This is a genomic window from Variovorax sp. GW460-12-1-14-LB1, assembly GCF_059423605.1.
The window spans coordinates 37,023-54,363 of record NZ_JBWKYF010000030.1 but is presented as its reverse complement, the minus strand read 5'-3'; the positions used below and the strand labels follow the sequence as shown (position 1 = coordinate 54,363).

Genomic DNA, 17,341 nt, shown 5'->3' with positions numbered 1-17,341 from the left:
GCGCATGACCTCCCGCGTCATGGATTCGATGCACCCGTTCTGGAACAGTGGGTCCATCGATTCATCAACCAGGAGAAAAAACCATGACCGGCTTCAACATCCTCCCGCTCGCCGTTGCCCTGCTGATCGGCATTGCCGCACTGGGTTCGTGCATCGGCATCGCGCTGGTGGGCCAAAAGTTTCTCGAAGGGACGACGCGCCAGCCCGAGCTGGTCGACACGCTGCAGACCAAGTTCTTCCTGGTCGCCGGCGTGACCGACGGGGCCTTCATCATCGCGACCGGCATCGGCCTCTGGTTCGCCACCGCAAGTCCGTTCGGTTGACGTTTGCGTAACCTTTCGCGAGGGTCCGGCGCGGCGAAGGCGACACGGTTCACTGGCACCATTCGTGCTAGTACCGTTGACACCGAATTGTTTACGGCTAAAGTATTTAACTATCAACAGTTCAGTTGTCTCAACCCTTCCCTAGCCGGAGAACCCGATGCGCCCCACGTTCCTGAAATCGCCCGCGCTGCCGCGCACCCTGCTCTCGCTGCTGCTGTGCGGCGCCGCCCTCGGGGCCTCGGTGTCGGCCGTGGCCGCACCGGTCAAGGTGGGTTTGGCCCTTGACATCTCGGGGCCTTTCGCGGCGTTGGGCGCCGAGGCGCGTGACGGCTTCGCGCTCGGCATCAAGCAGCTGAACGGCAAGCTCGGCGGGCAGGACGTGGAGTTCGTGCAGGCCGACATGGCCGGCAGCCCCGACCAGGCCAAGCAGCTGGTCGACCGCATGATCCAGCGCGACAAGATCGACATCTTCAGCGGCCCCATCGGCTCCAACGTGGCGCTGGCCGTGGGCCCGACGCTGTTCAACGCCAAGGTGCCGTACCTGTCGGCCAACGCCGGCCCGAGCCAGTTCGCCGGTGCGCAGTGCAGCCCCTACTTCTTCGGCACCGCCTACCAGAACGACCAGTTCCACGAGGCCGCCGGCAAGTTCGCACAGGACCGCGCGTTCAAGAAGATCGTGCTCATCGCCCCCAACTACCCGGCCGGCAAGGACGCCCTGGGCGGCTTCAAGCGCCAGTTCAAGGGCCAGGTGGCCGACGAGCTGTACACCAAGCTGGGCCAGATCGACTATGCCGCCGAACTCGCGCAGCTGCGCGCGGCCAAGCCCGACTCGATCTACTTCTTCCTGCCCGGCGCGATGGGCATCAACTTCATCAAGCAGTTCGTGGGCGCGGGCCTGTCGAAGGACATCACGCTCGTGACCAGCGGCTTCTCGGCCGACGAGGACGTGATCGGTGCCGTGGGCGAGCCCATGCTCGGCCTGTTCAACACCTCGCACTGGGCGCACGACCTGGACAACGCCGCCAACAAGGCCTTCGTGGCTGCGTTCCGCAAGGAATACAACGGCCGCTACCCGTCGGTGTACGCCGCGCAGGCCTATGACGCGATCCTCGCGATGGACGCTGCCGTGAAGCAATCGGGCGGCAACGCGCAGAACCGCGACGCCGTGGTCGCCGCCCTGAAGAAGGCCAACTACGCCTCGACGCGCGGCACCTTCAAGTACGCGAACAACCACTTCCCCATCGAGAACTTCTACCTGCGCGTGATCGGCAAGGACGCGCAAGGCAAGGTGACGAACAAGCTGATCAACACCGTGCTGACAAGCTACGGCGACAGCTACGCCAGCAAGTGCGCAATGAAGTGATGCGGCTCGTCTTTCCATGAGCGGCATCCTCGTCCTCGAGCAATTGCTCAACGGCATCGGCTACGGCCTGATGCTCTTTCTTCTGGCGGCGGGCCTCACGCTGGTGTTCGGCATCATGGACGTGCTGAACCTGGCGCACGGCTCGCTGTTCATGGCCGGCGCCTACGTGGCGGCCGAGGCGCACACGCGCACCGGATCGTTCGCCGCCGCCATCGTCGTGGCGGTGCTCGTCACCGTGGTGGTGGCGCTGCTCATCGAGGTGCTGCTGATGCGCCGCCTCTACAAGCGCGACCACCTGGCGCAGGTGCTCGCCACCTTCGGCGTGATCCTGGTGGCCGACGACATCGTCAAGATGATCTGGGGCCCCTCGCCCGTGATGGCGCCCACGCCGGCCGCGCTCTCGGGCCCGGTCGAGCTGATGGACGGCCTGCCCTACCCCTCGTACCGCCTCGTGGTGCTCGCGGGCGGCCTGCTGATGGCGCTGGCGCTGTACGTGCTGGTGAACCACACGCGCATCGGCATGCGGGTGCGCGCGGGTGCGTCCGACCGGCCGATGGCCGAGCTGATGGGCGTGCGCGTGGGCCGCATCTTCAACGGCGTGTTCCTGCTCGGCGCGGCGCTGGCCGCGCTGGCCGGCGCGCTCATGGGCCCGATCGTTGCGGTGCAGGTGGGCATGGGCGAAGCCATCCTGATCCCGGCGCTGGTGGTGCTGGTGATCGGCGGCATCGGGTCGGTGCGCGGCGCCTTCGTGGCCGCGCTGCTGGTCGGCGTGGTCGACACCATCGGCCGCGCCTTCGTGCCGATGCTGCTGCGCGCCACGCTGCCGCCCGCCACGGCGGCCGACCTGGGGCCGCTGTTCGCCGAGGTGGCGATGTACGCGCTCATGGTCGTCGTCCTGATCTTCCGGCCCTCGGGCCTCTTCTCCGCCCGCGCATGAAACCCTCGTCACGCACCTTCGGCCTCGGGCTGCTCCTCGTGGCGCTCGCGGCCTTTCCGCTGGTCGCGCCGCTGTTCGGGCTCGACTTCTACATCGGCTTCGTGCGGCGCGTGCTCGTCGTCGCACTGGCCGCCGCGAGCCTGAACTTCATCCTCGGCTTCGGCGGCATGGTGGCGCTCGGGCACGCGGGCTTCATCGGCATGGGCGCCTACACGGTGGTGGCGCTCAGCGACGCCGGCGTGATGTCGGCCTGGATCCTGTGGCCGATGGCCGCGCTGGTGGCCGGCCTGGTCGCCGCGCTGATCGGCACGGTGGCGCTGCGCACGCGCGGCGTGTACTTCATCATGACCACGCTGGCTTTTGCGCAGATGCTGTACTTCGTCGTCGTGTCGCTGCGCAAGTACGGCGGCGATGACGGCTACACGCTGATGTCGCGCCCCACGCTGCTGCCGGGCCTGGACCTGGGCAACGAATCGACCTTCTACTGGGTGGTGCTCGTGGTGGTGGCGCTCGCGCTGTGGTGGCTGCACCGCGCCACGCAGGCGCGCTTCGGCCATGCGCTGATGGGCATCCGCGACAACGAGACGCGCATGCGCGCGCTGGGCTACCCGGTGTTCCGACTGCAGCTCGTCGCCTTTGCCATCGCGGGCGCGATCGCCGGGCTGGCCGGCGCGCTGCTGGCCGGCGGCAACGGCTTCGTGAGCCCGGCCACGATGCACTGGACGCAGTCGGCCACGCTGGTGGTGATGGTCGTCATCGGCGGCCTGGGCCGCAGCTGGGGCGGGCCGGTGGGCGCCGTGGTCTGGCTGGTGCTCGAGGAAGCGCTCAAGCAGCACACCGAGCACTGGCACATGCCGCTGGGCCTGCTGCTGATCGCCGTCGCCCTCTGGGCCCCGCGCGGCCTGGCCGCACTGTCGACGAAACGCCGCACGGCCGCCGCTGCTGCTGCCGCCGTCACGCCGCAAGGCGCCGCAGGGAGCGCCAAGCCATGAGCCTTTTCAGAATCGAAGGGTTGGTCAAGCGCTTCGGCGGCCTGCTGGCGACCGACCATGTGAGCCTCACGGTGGAGCGCGGCGAGGTGCATGCGCTCATCGGTCCCAACGGCGCGGGCAAGACCACGCTGGTGAACCTCATCACCGGCCTGCTGGAGGCCGACGCGGGCCGGCTGATGCTCGACGGGCAGGACATCACGGCCTACAAGGACCACCAGCGCGTGGCCGCCGGCATGTCGCGCTGCTTCCAGGTGACACGCGTGTTCGCCAAGGAAACGGTGCACGACAACCTGATGCTCGCGGCGCAGGCCCATGCGGGCAGCAGCCTGCGCTTCCTGGCGCCGCGCGCCAAGGAACGCGACCTGGTCGACCGCGCCCACGCACTGGCCGACCGCGTGGGCCTGGGCAGCGAGCGCCACCGCATCGCGGGCACGCTGCCGCACGGCGCACAGCGCGCACTCGACGTGGCCTTGGCGCTGGCCGCCGAACCCAAGCTGCTGCTGCTCGACGAGCCGATGGCCGGCATGGGCCCCGACGAGTCGGCGCGCATGGTCGATCTCATCGAATCGCTGCGCGAATCGATGGCCATCCTGCTCATCGAGCACGACATGGACGCCGTGTTCCGTCTTGCCAACCGGCTCACGGTGCTGGTGCAGGGCAAGGTGCTGATGAGCGGCACGGCCGACGAAGTGCGGGGCCACCCCGATGTGCAAGCCGTGTACCTCGGCACCGAAGCGGAAGGACACGCATGAGCACGACGACCACAAAATCCACCCTGCTCGAGGCCACCGCCATCGAAGCCGGCTACGGCGCCAGCCAGGTGCTGTTCGGCATCGACGTGCGCGTCGGCGCGGGCGAAGTGATGGCGCTGCTGGGCCGCAACGGCATGGGCAAGAGCACGCTGCTGAAGGTGCTGACCGGCACCATCGCGCCGATGCGCGGCGGCGTGCAGTTCTGCGGCGCGGCCATCGGCGGCCACCGGCCCGACGCCATCGCGCGGCGCGGCATGGCCATCGTGCCCGAGGGGCGCCATGTGTTCCCCAACCTCAGCGTGGACGAACACCTGCGCGCCTTCGCACGGCCCCGCCCCGGCAGCGCGCCGCGCTGGACCGTGGAAGCGCTGTACAAGCTCTTTCCGCGCCTGTCGGAACGCAAGGCCAACGCGGGCAACCAGCTCTCGGGCGGCGAGCAGCAGATGCTGGCCATTGCGCGCGCGCTGTCGACGCACCCGCGCCTGCTGATCCTGGACGAAGCCACCGAAGGCCTGGCGCCGGTGATCCGCGAGGAGATCTGGCACTGCATCGCCACGCTGAAGTCCGAAGGCGAAGCGATCCTGGTGGTCGACAAGTACGTGCAGCGCCTGCTGCCGTTGGCCGACCGCCACGTGATCCTCGAGCGCGGACGCGTGGTGTGGCAGGGCGACTCGGCCGCGCTCGACGCCGACCGGTCGCTGTGGACGCGCTACCTGGGCGTGTGAGCCGGCGTTCGTCCGCTCGCTGCTAGCGCGGACGGCACGCCAGGAAGTTGGCCCAGGTCACATCGTCGCGGCCGATCCACTGGCTGTCCCATTGCAGGTCAAGGCCCGCCGCCGCCAGCGCGTCGGCGAACGCGTCTTTCGACCAGTACACGGTCTGGTAGTCGCCGAGGGTCTCGCCTTCGCCGATGCGCATGGCCGCGAGAAAAACCCCGCCAGGCGTGAGTGCGTCGAACACCTTGCGCAGCACCGGCGCGATCTGCGCGCGATCGACATGGATCAGCACGCACATCGCAAGGACCGCGTCGTAGGGCCCGCCCAGCGCATCCGTGACGACATTGAGCAGCTCGCCCTTCTTGCCGCGCTCGGCCTGCAGGTCGAGAAACGCCTGGACCGCATCGGTGCGCCTCACGACGCCGCCCAGGGATTCGACGAAGTCGGCGTCCTGCCCCGACCCCGAACCGATCTCGAGCACGGTGCCGCCCGCGGGCACCAGCTGCATCATCCGGCGCACCGCCTCCTCGATCTCGGGCGGCCGGTGGCCCGCGACGATCGCGTTGTAGTCGCGCGCGGACGCTTCGTAGGACGCGATGGTGCGGTCCATGTGCTGGCGCACCGGGGTGGGGACGGTCATGGGCGCCGTGGCCGGGTTCAGACCGAGCGCGTGATGCCGCCGTCCACGCGCAGGTTCTGCCCCGTGATGTAGCCCGCGCCCTCGGAGGCCAGGAAGCCGATGGTGGCGGCGATCTCGGCGCTGCGGCCGTAGCGGCCCATCGGGATGCGCTCGCGGAACACGTCCTTCTCGGGCAGGCTGTCGATGAAGCCGGGCAGCACGTTGTTCATGCGCACGTTGTGCTTCGCGTACTGGTCGGCGAAGAGCTTGGTGAAGGCCGCGAGGCCGGCGCGGAACACGCCCGAGGTCGGGAACACCGGGTCGGGCTCGAAGGCGGCAAAGGTCGAGATGTTGATGATCGCGCCGCCGCCCTGCTTCACCATGTGCGGCGCCACGAGGCGCGCGGGGCGCACGGCGCTCAGGAAGTAGACGTCCATGCCGCGGTGCCAGTCGTCGTCGCTGATCTCCAGGATCGGCGCGCGCGGGCCGTGGCCGGCGCTGTTCACGAGCACGTCGATGCGGCCCCATTCGGCGATGACCTTGTCCACGAGGCGCTGGATGTCGTCGTTCGACTGGTTGGAGCCGGTGACGCCGAGGCCGCCGAGTTCCTGCGCCAGCGCCTCGCCCTTGCCCGACGAGGACAGGATGGCGACGCGAAAGCCGTCGTCCGCCAGCTTGCGCGCCGCCGCGGCGCCCATGCCGCTGCCGCCGGCGGTGACGATGGCTACTTTCTGATCTGACATGGTGGGTTCCTCCTTCGGATGAAACCCCGTAGCCTACCCCTCGATGTCCCAGCGCGCTTTCACGGGGAAAGGCGCGCTGTCCTGCAGGGTGAAGCGCTTCAGGTCTTCCTCGAACTCGGCCTGCGGCATCAGCGAGGGCACCTGCTCGGGCCTGGCGCGCGGGCCCGTCTTGAAAGGCCGCGAGACCAGCGGCTGCCGGCTCAGCGCCTGCAGGTAGGCGGCGGTTTCCGTGCCGTCCATGAAAGCCGTGACGGTGGCCACGTCGGCCGCGATGCGCTCGGCCATCTCGGGCTCGGACAGGTCCCAGTCGCCGAGGTAGCTCAGGTCGACGAAGGCTTCCAGGAATTTCGCGCAGACGAAATCGGCGAACGAGCCGTGGCCGACGCTGCTTTCCTCGTCGTCGTGCCACACGAAGGCCACGCCCACGGCGCCGCCGTCCAGCGGCACGAGGCAGTAGGCGTCGCCCGCGCCCGATTGCGCAAAGGGCAGGAAGCGACGGCCGTCCTGCCACTTGGCGTCGAGCCACTCATCGAGGTCGTTGGCCGCCTGCTCGGCGTCCAGCCACTCGAAGTCGGGGAAGCCGACCAGATCAGGCGGCCCGCTGGCGAGGAGCTGTTGCAGCAGCGGGGGAATTTCGATGCCGGTGCGGCGCGAGAGATCGTCGAACGTCATCGCTCAGGCCGTCGGCAACGTGGCCTGCATCGACGGCCGGTGGTTGAACACGGCGAACCACTTCGCGCTGTTCGGCGCCTGGGCGCGCCAGTCCACCGAGGGAAAGCGGAAGTCCATGTAGCCCAGCGCGCAGCCGAAGGCGATGGTGCCGATGTCGACGCGATCGCCGAACGACGGCGCCGCCGCTTCCAGCCACTCGAGGCCGGTGCGCACCTTGTCGAGCTGGCCGTCGGTCCAGTCGCTCCAGCGCAGCGCCTCGGGGCGCAGCATGGTCTCGTAGCGCGCGAGCAGCGCGGCGCCGGTCATGCCGTCGGCCAATGACAGCTCGGTCAGGCGCGCCCAGCGCGCGGACCCGACGGCCGGAAACAGGCCGCCGGCGTACGCGGTGTCGAGGTACTCGCAGATCACGCGGCTGTCGAACAGTGCCTGGCCGTCGTCGGTGAGGAAGGTCGGCACCTGGCCCAGCGGGTTGGTCGGAAGGATGCGCGCGTCACGCTTCACCGGGCCGGCGGCGCTCGGGAGCTTCTCGATGCGGTCGGCCACGCCCAGCTCGTGGGCCACGACCATGCACTTGCGCACGAAGGGAGACGCGGGAGAGAAGAAGATCTTCATGGCCGGAGTGAGCGAGTAGGTGTTGAAAAAGGAGGCAGGCCGTTCAGCCCGTGATCGGCGTGCGCGGCGATCCCGGCTTGCGGATGCGCAGCATGCCCTCTTGCGCCGCCGAAGCCACGAGGCGGCCGTCGCGCGTGTAGAGGCTGCCGCGACACAGGCCGCGCGCGCCGCCCGCGCTGGGCGAGTCGACCACGTAGAGCAGCCAGTCATCGAAACGGAAATCGCGGTGGAACCACATCGCGTGGTCCAGGCTGGCGGGGCGCACCTGGCCGCTCATGAAGCTCAGGCCGTGCGGCAGCATGGCGGCGCGCAGCAGGCCGTGGTCGGAGGCGTAGGCCAGCAGCGCGCGGTGCACCGTCAGGTCGTCGGGCAGCGGCGCGATGGCGCGCATCCAGATGGCGCTCTGGTTCTCGGTCGGGCGCACCTCGGGCCGCAGCAGGTCTTCGGGATCGACGCGCCGGTACTCGATGCCGTGCGGCTGGATGGCCTTGGAGCGCCAGGGTTCGGGCAGGCGGTCGCCGAGCGCGATGCGCTGGTCGAGCTCGCTGGTCAGGCCCTCGGGGCCTTCGACGGCGGGCATGGGGAACTGGTGCTCGACGCCCTCGTCCACGGTCTGGAACGAGGCCGACATCTCGAAAATGATGCGGTCCTGCTGGCGCGCCACCACATGGCGCGTGGTGAAACTGCGGCCGTCGCGCACGCGGTCGACGCTGTACTCGATGGGCGCGTGCTCGCCGGGCAGCAGGAAGTAGGCGTGCATCGAATGCACCGGGCGCTCGGCGCCCACCGTGAGGCTGGCGGCCATGAGCGACTGGCCGAGCACCTGGCCGCCGAAGACGGCGGGCGTGCCGATGTCCTCGCTCTGGGCCAGGAAGCGGTCGCCGCCCAGGGGTTCGAGCTGCATGAGGGCGACGAGGTCGGCAACGAGGCGGGCGGCAAGGACGGGTTCGGGGGTCATCGGGGGAAGGGATTCGGTGCAGAAAAGCAATCCACGACGATAGCAAAGGCCGGGCCCGCGCGCTGTCGCGGCCCGGTCAGCAGCGCCCGGCGGGCCTACTTGAAGAAGCAGATGTCCAGCATCAGGCGCAGGCTGCAGCCGTGATCGGTGCCGCCGTCCACCATGCGCACCGGCACACCGCCCAGCAGCATCGCGCCGTCGGCGCCGTACGCCAGCGGCGAACGCGCGGCTTGGGCGAACGGGCCGCTGAGCGTTTCCTGCTCGACGTACTTCAGGTACTGGCGCCGCGAGAAATCGACCGTGTCGGCCGACTTCAGCGCCACCGCCGCGTAGCGCTTGCCGTAGACCGTGCCGAAGTAGCGCAGCACCGGCCCGGTGCGGTCGCCGTACTTCACCTCGGCCTTCGCGAAGCCGGTCTGGACGAGGAAGTTGCGGTCCTCGGGGGTCAGGTCGGCGTCGAAGGCCATCAGCACGTACTGGCCTTCGAAGCTCTGGTTGCGCGCCACCTTCAGTTCGCCGATGAGCGCGGGCGTGACCTTGGTGCGGCCGTCCCAGCGCAGCAACGCGGCCACGGACGGGTCGCCGTCGAACACGTAGTGGTACTTGTCGCCGGCGATGGCGACCTTGCGGCCGTCCTTGGCCGCGACGAAGCTCAGCACGCGGTCCTTGCCGTGGACGGGATCGCCCTCGGGGGTGCTGGCGCAGCCCACCTGCAGCAGGCCGAGGGTGGCGCAGGCCAGCGCCAGGAAGAGCCGACGCGCGGGGGTCGACAGCGAAGAAGAAAGAGGCACGGTGTGTCCGGGGTTCGAGTTCATCCAGCCCCGGACTCTAGCGCCGCGCCGCGCTCAGAAGGTGTGAATGAATCCGGCGTGGCCGAGCAGCCTGCCCAGGCGCGCCCCCTCAAGGCGCAAAGCGCAGCCATAGCCGGGCTATGGCGAGCATTTGCAACGCAGAGGGGGCGTGTCTGGGCGGGATGAGCGGGCATGGCGGATTCGTTCACACCTTCTCAATGGTCCAGGTCGACGCCGTCGGCCACCAGCTTTTTCTGCAGCGCCGCCACGTCGATCGCCGCGAAGCGGCCGCTGCCCAGCGACGCCGCCGCCGTGCCCGCCGCCTGCCCCATGACGAAGCAGCCGCCGCTGGCGCGCGCGGCCGACTGGCCCTCGTGCGTCATCGAGGCGCAGCGCCCGGCCACCAGCAGGTTGTCGAGCGTCTGCGGCACCAGCATGCGCCACGGCAGGTGGTTGTAGGCGTTGGCTTCGTCGCGCGGGAAGGCCCACTCGATGCGACCGTCGGCGTGCATTTCCATCGGCCAGGCATTCAGGCCGATGGTGTCGTCGAAGGTGGCCGAGCCGAGGATGTCCTCGCGGCCCAGCGCGTACAGGCCCTGGATGCGCCGCGTCTCGCGGATGCCGACCTGCGGCGCGATCTCCACGATGGCCGAGGGCGCGAAGCCCGGCACCTCGGCCTGCAGGAACTTGAAGTACGCCGCGATCTGGCGCCGGCCTTCGAGCTCGCCGTCGCTGAGCTCGCGCGCATCGACGCCGTTCATCGCGCGGCCTTCTGCGTTGCGGATCTGCGTGACGTTGGCGCGCCATTCGCGCGGGTCCTTGTTGGGCCGCAGGATCGCGCCTTCGCGCGGAAAGCTGTACTTGCCCGGGTGCTGCTGCTCGGCGCGCGCCATGAAGCCGTTGATGGCCGAGAACTCGCCCACCGCTTCCAGCGCGGCCGGTGCGTCGACCTGGCCGATGCGGAACATGGTGGTCGGGAACAGCCCGCTGCCGTGGCCGTCGCCCACTTCGAAGGGCACGCCCGCGAAGGCCGCCACGTCGGCGTCGCCGCTGGCGTCGATGAAGGCATTGGCGCGGATCGCCTGGCGGCCCGACTTGGTCTCGACCACCAGCGCGGCAATGCGCGCGCCGTCGTGCAGCACCGCCGCGGCATACGCGTGGAACAGCATCTGCACGCCGGCCGCTTCGAGCAGCTGGTCGGCGGCCAGCTTGTAGGCCGAGGTGTCGTACGAGCGCACGCAGATGCGCCCGCCCATGCCGTTCTGCGGGGCGTTCATGCCGTTGAAGCCGGCGATGCGGTCGATGAGGTCGTCGACCACGCCGCGCACCAGCTGCGTCATCTCGCCGCGGCGCTTGCCGTACAGGCCCGCGAAGTTGGTCACGCCGCCCGCGGTGCCCATGCCGCCGAGAAAACCGTAGCGCTCCACCAGCAGCGTGCGCGCGCCGTGGCGCGCAGCGCTCACCGCGGCGGCGATGCCGGCGGGGCCGCCGCCGACCACGACCACGTCGAAGTCGCCGAACACCGGCAGCGCGCGCGCCGGTTCGGTCAGGGTGTGTGGTTGCTGCGTCGTCGCCATCACTGGAGCTTGATGCCGCGGGTCGAAATGATCTTGCTCATGATCGCCGCCTCTTCCTTCACGCGCGTGCGCATGCCGTCGGGCGAGGTGCCCACGGCCTGCCAGCCTTGCTCGAAGAGCTTGCGGCGCACGTCGGGGTCTTTCATGACGATCTCGATCTCGCGGCTGATGCGGGCCTGCGCGGTCTTCGACATGTTGGCCGGGCCGAGCAGCGCCACCCACACCTCGAGGTTGAAGTCTTTCACGCCGGCGTCGGCCAGCGGGGCGATCTCGGGCACCAGCGCGCTGCGCCCGCCCGTGAGGCCCACGGCCTTGAGCTTGCCGGCGCGGATCTGCGGCATGGCCACGCCCGGCGGGATCAGGCCCATCTGCACCTGGTCGCCCAGCATGCCGGTGACGACCTGCGGGTTGCCCTGGTAGGGCACGTGCTCGGGCTTGAAGCCGGCCACGCGGCTCTTGAGCAGTTCCATGCCCAGATGGCCGACCGAGCCCACGCCCACCGAGCCGTAGTTCCACTTGTCGCCGGCCTGGCGCGCGGCGTCGAAGAAGGCGGTGCCCGAGGGCAGGCTGTTCTGCGCCACGAGCACCAGCGGCGCGGTGGCGATCAGCGACAGGTACGTGAAGTCTTTCGCGGGGTCGTACGGCAGCTTGGGGTACAGCATCTTCGACGACGTGAGGTTGCCGTTGATGACGATGCCCAGCGTGTGGTCGTCGGTGGCCTTGGCCACCTGGTCGGCCGCGATGTTGCCCGAGGCACCGGCCTTGTTGTCCACCACGACCGGTTGGCCCAGCGCGCGGGACAGCGGCTCGGCGATGGTGCGCGCCGCGATGTCGGGCGTGGAGCCGCCCGGGAAACCCACCAGCAGGCGGATCGGCTTGGTCGGCCACGCGGGGGTGTCGGCGCTGGCGGACAGCGGCAGCGCCGCGGTGGCGGCCAGGCCGCAGGCGATCAGGAGGGCTCTCTTGGTGGCTTGCATGGAAAAAGACAGTTAAAAGGTAAACAAAAATGCAAAGAGAGCCAGCTTAACTGGCGCGCCGAGCCCTGGGCAAGGCGCACCCTCGTCAGTCGAGGCTGATGTTGCCCCGGCGCACCAGCTCCCCATACACCTTCGACTTGGCCTCAGCGTTGCGCTCGATCTCCTCGGGCGACCAGGCCAGCGGCTCGAAGGCGAAGGTGTCGAAGCGGGCGCGGATGTCGGGGTCGGCGATGACCTTGGCCACGTCGGCGTTGATCCTGGCCTTCACGGCCGCCGACACGCCCTTGGGCGCCAGCAGCGACACGAAGGAGTTGACCTCCAGCGAGGCCGGGCCGCCGGCCTCGGCCATGGTGGGCACGTCGGGCATCTGCGGGATGCGCTTGGGCGCGGCCACGGCGATGTAGCGCAGCTTGCCGGCCTTGTAGATGCCCTGGCTCGACGGGATGCTCGCGAAGGCCCACGGCACCTCGCCGGTGCCCACGTTGGAATACAGCTGCGACACCTCGCGGTACGGCGCATGCCGCATGCGGATGCCCGTGAGCGCTTCGAGCTGCTGCGCGCCCAGGTGGCCCGGGCTGCCGACGCCCCACGAGCCGTAGACGATGCCTTCGGGGTTGGCCTTGGCGGCGGCGATCAGGTCGCCCATGGTCTTCCACTTCGACTCGGTGCCCACGGCCACGAAGAAGGGCGTGCGGAACAGCGAGGCGACCGGGTCGAAGTGCTGCAAGGTCACGAAGTTGCGCGACTTGTACAGGTGCGGCAGCGCGGCGATGTGCTCGCTGTCCAGCTGCAGCAGCGTGTAGCCGTCGGGCGCGGCGCGGCGCGCCTGGTCGATGGCGATGAAGCCGCCGCCGCCGGGCCGGTTGTCGACCACCACGCGCTGGTTCCACAGGCGCGAGAGCTTGTCGGACACGAGGCGCAGCACCGCGTCGGGGCCGCTGCCGGCCGCGAACGGGGTGATCAGCGTCACCGGCTTGCTCGGGTAGTCGCTGCCCTGCGCCCAGGCGCCGGAGGCGGCGGTCAGGGCCAGGACGGCGGTCGTCAGCAATGCGCGTGGAAAGTTCATGGGTTGTCTCCTGGGCCTTCGGCCTCGTTGGTAGGGATCGGGTGAAAAAACCGTGTCAGCGCGGCGCGGGCGTCTCGCCCAGGCAATGCTCGGGCCGCCAGGCGTACAGCCATTCGACCGCATCGTAGAAGCGTTCAGGCGTGCGCCCGGTCCACAGGCTGTTGCGCACCAGGCGCTCCACGCCGTGGGCGTGGTACAGGCGCCCCATCTCGCGCACCGACAGCACGACGCGCGCGCAGCGTGCGATGCGGGCCTGTTCGTAGCGCTGGAAGGCGGCGGTCATGTCGAAGTCGCAGGCCTTCACGGCCTCGCCGAGCGTCACGGCGTCTTCGAGCGCCATGCAGGCGCCCTGCGCGAGGTACTGCATCATGGGGTGCGCCGCGTCGCCCAGCAGCGTGGCCGGGCCGTCGCTCCAGCGCTCGACGGGGTCGCGGTCGGCGGTGCTCCAGCGGCGCCACGAGGTCGGGCGGTCGAGCAGCTGGCGCGGGCGCGCATGCACGCCTTCGAAGTACGACAGCACTTCGTCCTTGCTGCCGTCGGTGACGCCCCACTCTTCTTCTTCACGGCTGTGGAAGGTGACGACCAGGTTGTACTGCTCGCCGTGGCGCAGCGGGTACTGCACGAGGTGGCAGTTCGGGCCGGCCCAGACCACGGGCGCGTTCCATTGCAGGTCGGCGGGCATGTCGGCCGCGGGCACGACGGCGCGGTAGACCACGTGGCCCGACACGCGCGGCGCGTCGCCGATGAGCTTGGCACGCACCACCGACTTCACGCCGTCGCAGCCGACGATGGCGTCGGCCTGGAAACGGCGGCCGTCGCGCGTGACGGCCGTGACGCCGTGCGCGCCGATGTCGATCGCCTCGACCTGCGCCGAGGTGTGGAAGCGGATCAGCGGATGCTGCTTCACGGCCTCATGGATCGCGCCGTGCAGGTCGGCGCGGTGGCTCACGGCGTACGGATTGCCGAAGCGCGCGCGGAAGGCCTCGCCGACGGGCACCGAGGCGACTTCACTGCAGTCGACCGCGTCCATCATCACGAGCCGGTCGGTGAACACCGCGCTGCGGCGCACGGCCTCACCCACGCCCAGCGCGTCGAGCGCCGCGAAGGCGTTGGGGCCGAGCTGCAGGCCGGCGCCGATCTCGCCGATGACGGCGCTCTGTTCGAGCAGGTCGATGGCCACGCCCAGGCGTGCGAGCGCGAGCGCGGCCGCCATGCCGCCGATGCCGCCGCCGACGAGCAGCACGGAGGGAGGATGCTTCGAGAGGGTCATGCGCGGGCCGGGAAACTCAGTCGATGCGCACGGTGAGGGACGGCAGGCGCTCGATGCTGACCTTGATCGTCTGGCCCGGCTTCACCGCGCCCACGCCTTCGGGCGTGCCCGTGAAGATCAGGTCGCCGGGCTGCAGCGCGAACAGCGTCGAGAGGTTGGCGATGACCTCGTTCACCGACCAGATCAGGTGCGTGATGTCGCTGTTCTGGCGCACCTGGCCGTCGACCTCGAGCGTGATGGCGCCGGCGTTGATCTCGCCCACGTCGGCCAGCGTGCGCAGCGGCGCGATGGGGGCCGAGAAGTCGAAGGCCTTGCCGATCTCCCAGGGGCGGCCGGCTTCGCGCATCTTCATCTGCAGGTCGCGGCGCGTCATGTCCAGGCCCACGGCGTAGCTGTGGATGTGGCTGGCGGCCTGGTCGACAGGAATGTCCTTGCCGCCCTTGCCGATGGCGACCACCAGCTCGGCTTCGTAGTGGTAGTTGCTCGTGAGCGAGGGGTACGGCACGGCGCCGATAGCGCCTTCGGCCACGGGCACGACCGAGGCGTCGTCGTTCGGCTTGCAGAAGAAGAACGGCGGTTCGCGGTCGGGGTCGAAGCCCATCTCGCGCGCATGCGCCGCGTAGTTGCGGCCCACGCAGTAGACGCGGCGCACGGGGAACTGCTGGTCGGAGCCGACGATGGGAAGGCCGACAATGGAAGGGGGCGTGAAGACGAAGGACATGGAAGCTCCTGCCGCGGGGGACGGCACATCAGACAAACAAGAAAAAGAGGAAAAGAAGGTCGCCGCGCTTTCAGGCGTCTTCGAGAAAGGCTTCGCGCAAGATGCCCATGGCCTGCTGCACGGGGCGGTCGGAAAAACTGAAGAGCACGGTGTCTTCGTTCGGTGACGACAGGCGCAGCGGCGCCCACGAGGGCACGACGAAGGTGTCGCGCGGGCCGAAGTCGAAGCGCTGGCCGGCAATTTCGGCCGTGCCGTGGCCTTCGACCACGCTGTAGACGGTGCCGTCGGTGGCGCGGTGCGCCTGGCCCGCGAAGCCCTTGGGCAGCAGCTGCAGCTGGGTCGAGATGGTCGGCATCGGCGAGCCGCCCGTCAGCGGGTTGATGTAGCGCAGCTTGTGGCCGAGCCAGGCGTCGGGCGCCTCCTGCTTCTGCAACTGGGCCAGCGCCTCGCGGCTGCGCAGGTAGGGGTAGTTGAAGATCGGCGAGGTGGCCGAGGTGTGGTCGTGCCGCACCGGCACCATGTTGTGGCCGAAGCGCGCCAGGCTGTGGCCTTCGGGGCGCGCCACGTGCTGCACCTTGGCGTCGTCGTTCTCGGCGAAGCCGGCGTCGAAGAAGCGCAGCATCGGGATGTCGAGCCCGTCGAGCCAGACCACCGGCTCGGTCACGCCTTCGATGCCTTCGTTGCCGTGGTCGTGCCAGGCCCACGAGGGCGTGATGATGAAGTCGCCGGGGTGCATGGTCGTGCGCTCGCCGCCCACGGTGGTGTAGGCGCCCTTGCCGTCCACGATGAAGCGCAGCGCCGACTGCACGTGGCGGTGCGACGGTGCCACCTCGCCCGGCATGATGAGCTGCAGGCCGGCGTAGATCGACTGCGTGATCGACGCGTTGCCGGGCAGCGCCGGGTTCTCGAGCACCAGCACGCGGCGCACGGCCTCTTCGGCGGTGATGAGGTCGGCCGACTCCATGAGCAGCGGGCGGATCTCGTCGTAGCGCCACAGCGCGGGCACGCACGGGCTCTTGGGTTCGCGCGGCACCAGCACGTGCAGCGACTCCCACAGCGGCGAGAGGTTCAGCGGACGGATGCGGGCGTAGTAGTCGCGGCGCTCGGCAGCATTGGCCGGTGCGCCGGCGGCATGGGAAGAAGCGGGGTTCATGGGGTCGGTGTCTCCGTTGGCGGCATTGTTGACCCGCACCACTATTTCCTCAAGACCGCGTGCCAATACACGGAATTCGAAATTTCGATAATGGTGTCTTTCGCCTTCAAGGCTCCCGCCCGCCTCACCCCATGTCCAAGCTCGATCTCGAATGGCTCGCCGTGTTCGACGAGGTCTACAAGACCGGCAACGTCACCAAGGCCGCCGAGCGCCTGGGCATGGCGCAGGCGGCGGCCAGCACGGCGCTGAACAAGCTGCGCGCGCACTTCGACGACCGCCTGTTCACCCGCACCGCGCAGGGCATGCAGCCCACGCCGCACGCCGAGCGCATCTACCCGAACCTGCGCGAGGCGCTGGCGCAGCTGGCGCAGGCGCAGGGCAACCGCAGCAGCTTCGAGCCGGCGCGCGCGCAGCGGCGCTTTCGCATCTGCATGACCGACATCAGCGAGGTGGTGCTGCTGCCCGGCCTGCTCGACCACCTGCGCCATGCGGCGCCGGGCGTGCACATCGAGACCGAGATCATCTCCACCCACAGCGGCCGCCGGCTGCAGGACGGCGACGTCGACCTGGCCGTGGGCTTCATGCCGCAGCTGGACGCGGGCTTCTACCAGCAGGTGCTGTTCATGCAGAACTTCGTCTGCCTGGCGGCGCAGAACCACCCGCGCATCGGCGCCAAGCTCACGCGCAAGCGCTTCGAGGAAGAGGCGCACGCGGTGGTGTCCAGCTCGGGCACGGGGCACGCCATCGTCGACACCACCATCGCGCGCCTGGGCCTGAAGCGCAACGTGGTGGTGCGGCTGTCGAGCTTCCTGAGCGTGGCGCGCATCGTGGCCCACACCGAGCTGATCGTGGTGGTGCCGCGCATCCTGGGCAACGTGCTGGCCACGCAGGAGCCGGTGAAGGTGCTGGCGCCGCCCTTCACGCTGCCGGCCTACGCCGTCAAGCAGCACTGGCACGAGCGCTTTCATGCCGACCCGGGCAACGCCTGGCTGCGCCGCACGCTGGCCCAGCTGTTCAGCGGCAGCTGAACAGCGGCGGGCGAGCGCCAAAGGACGCCCGGGCGCTCGCATAATCGCGGCTCCCCACCCACAGCCCACAG

General features: G+C 69.5%; 19 protein-coding genes. 7 read left to right on the top strand and 12 right to left on the bottom strand.

What is annotated here, in order from left to right:
• The first annotated feature begins 83 nt into the window (after positions 1–83).
• From atpE to AC07Y4_RS16850, 6 genes are all read left to right on the top strand, one after another.
• Positions 84–323 carry a F0F1 ATP synthase subunit C gene (atpE, locus tag AC07Y4_RS16875; RefSeq protein ID WP_062476044.1) on the top strand — a complete coding sequence of 80 codons (240 nt, stop codon included), beginning with the start codon at positions 84–86 and terminating at the stop codon, positions 321–323.
• A 157-nt stretch (positions 324–480) separates the two neighbouring features.
• Positions 481–1,686, top strand: a complete 1,206-nt coding sequence (locus AC07Y4_RS16870; protein ID WP_487848796.1) for an ABC transporter substrate-binding protein — start codon at positions 481–483, stop codon at positions 1,684–1,686.
• Between the two features lie 16 nt (positions 1,687–1,702).
• Entirely contained in the window at positions 1,703–2,623 is a 921-nt protein-coding gene (locus AC07Y4_RS16865; RefSeq protein WP_062476050.1) for a branched-chain amino acid ABC transporter permease, read from the top strand.
• On the top strand, positions 2,620–3,615 hold the full coding sequence (locus AC07Y4_RS16860; RefSeq protein WP_487848797.1) for a branched-chain amino acid ABC transporter permease: 996 nt from the start codon (positions 2,620–2,622) through the stop codon (positions 3,613–3,615). Before AC07Y4_RS16865 ends, AC07Y4_RS16860 begins: the two co-directional genes overlap by 4 nt.
• Positions 3,612–4,367 carry an ABC transporter ATP-binding protein gene (locus AC07Y4_RS16855; protein ID WP_095743273.1) on the top strand — a complete coding sequence of 252 codons (756 nt, stop codon included), beginning with the start codon at positions 3,612–3,614 and terminating at the stop codon, positions 4,365–4,367. The genes AC07Y4_RS16860 and AC07Y4_RS16855 overlap by 4 nt, the downstream gene beginning before the upstream one ends.
• Positions 4,364–5,092 carry an ABC transporter ATP-binding protein gene (locus tag AC07Y4_RS16850; protein WP_070063431.1) on the top strand — a complete coding sequence of 243 codons (729 nt, stop codon included), beginning with the start codon at positions 4,364–4,366 and terminating at the stop codon, positions 5,090–5,092. Before AC07Y4_RS16855 ends, AC07Y4_RS16850 begins: the two co-directional genes overlap by 4 nt.
• A 22-nt stretch (positions 5,093–5,114) precedes the next feature.
• Here AC07Y4_RS16850 and AC07Y4_RS16845 read toward each other — a convergent pair whose 3' ends face one another.
• The 12 genes from AC07Y4_RS16845 to gtdA form a co-directional block, all read right to left on the bottom strand.
• Entirely contained in the window at positions 5,115–5,723 is a 609-nt protein-coding gene (locus AC07Y4_RS16845; RefSeq protein ID WP_487848798.1) for a class I SAM-dependent methyltransferase, read from the bottom strand.
• Positions 5,724–5,740: 17 nt separating this feature from the next.
• Positions 5,741–6,445, bottom strand: coding sequence for an SDR family oxidoreductase (locus AC07Y4_RS16840; protein WP_062476065.1), 705 nt, complete (start codon positions 6,443–6,445; stop codon positions 5,741–5,743).
• Positions 6,446–6,478: 33 nt separating this feature from the next.
• Positions 6,479–7,117, bottom strand: coding sequence for an SMI1/KNR4 family protein (locus tag AC07Y4_RS16835; protein ID WP_062476068.1), 639 nt, complete (start codon positions 7,115–7,117; stop codon positions 6,479–6,481).
• A 3-nt stretch (positions 7,118–7,120) separates the two neighbouring features.
• Complete coding sequence (locus AC07Y4_RS16830) at positions 7,121–7,729, bottom strand: glutathione S-transferase (RefSeq protein WP_095743269.1); 609 nt, start codon at positions 7,727–7,729, stop codon at positions 7,121–7,123.
• Positions 7,730–7,772: 43 nt separating this feature from the next.
• Entirely contained in the window at positions 7,773–8,687 is a 915-nt protein-coding gene (locus tag AC07Y4_RS16825; RefSeq protein WP_062476073.1) for an acyl-CoA thioesterase, read from the bottom strand.
• A 95-nt stretch (positions 8,688–8,782) separates the two neighbouring features.
• Complete coding sequence (locus AC07Y4_RS16820; protein ID WP_487848799.1) at positions 8,783–9,478, bottom strand: hypothetical protein; 696 nt, start codon at positions 9,476–9,478, stop codon at positions 8,783–8,785.
• A 215-nt stretch (positions 9,479–9,693) separates the two neighbouring features.
• Positions 9,694–11,055, bottom strand: coding sequence for an FAD-dependent oxidoreductase (locus AC07Y4_RS16815; protein ID WP_487848800.1), 1,362 nt, complete (start codon positions 11,053–11,055; stop codon positions 9,694–9,696).
• Positions 11,055–12,032, bottom strand: a complete 978-nt coding sequence (locus AC07Y4_RS16810; protein WP_487848801.1) for a Bug family tripartite tricarboxylate transporter substrate binding protein — start codon at positions 12,030–12,032, stop codon at positions 11,055–11,057. Before AC07Y4_RS16810 ends, AC07Y4_RS16815 begins: the two co-directional genes overlap by 1 nt.
• Positions 12,033–12,117: 85 nt before the next feature.
• Positions 12,118–13,098, bottom strand: coding sequence for a Bug family tripartite tricarboxylate transporter substrate binding protein (locus tag AC07Y4_RS16805; RefSeq protein WP_159273553.1), 981 nt, complete (start codon positions 13,096–13,098; stop codon positions 12,118–12,120).
• A gap of 55 nt (positions 13,099–13,153) precedes the next feature.
• A complete protein-coding gene (locus AC07Y4_RS16800) occupies positions 13,154–14,368 on the bottom strand; it encodes a 3-hydroxybenzoate 6-monooxygenase (protein ID WP_487848802.1) in 1,215 nt (404 codons plus the stop codon).
• 16 nt (positions 14,369–14,384) lie between these two features.
• On the bottom strand, positions 14,385–15,089 hold the full coding sequence (locus AC07Y4_RS16795; protein ID WP_062476089.1) for a fumarylacetoacetate hydrolase family protein: 705 nt from the start codon (positions 15,087–15,089) through the stop codon (positions 14,385–14,387).
• Positions 15,090–15,159: 70 nt separating this feature from the next.
• Positions 15,160–16,242: a gentisate 1,2-dioxygenase gene (gene gtdA / locus AC07Y4_RS16790; RefSeq protein ID WP_487848803.1), complete on the bottom strand. Its 1,083-nt coding sequence runs from the start codon at positions 16,240–16,242 to the stop codon at positions 15,160–15,162.
• A gap of 131 nt (positions 16,243–16,373) precedes the next feature.
• Between gtdA and AC07Y4_RS16785 the strand changes: the two genes are divergently transcribed.
• Positions 16,374–17,270, top strand: a complete 897-nt coding sequence (locus tag AC07Y4_RS16785) for a LysR family transcriptional regulator (RefSeq protein WP_062476092.1) — start codon at positions 16,374–16,376, stop codon at positions 17,268–17,270.
• Positions 17,271–17,341 lie beyond the last annotated feature (71 nt).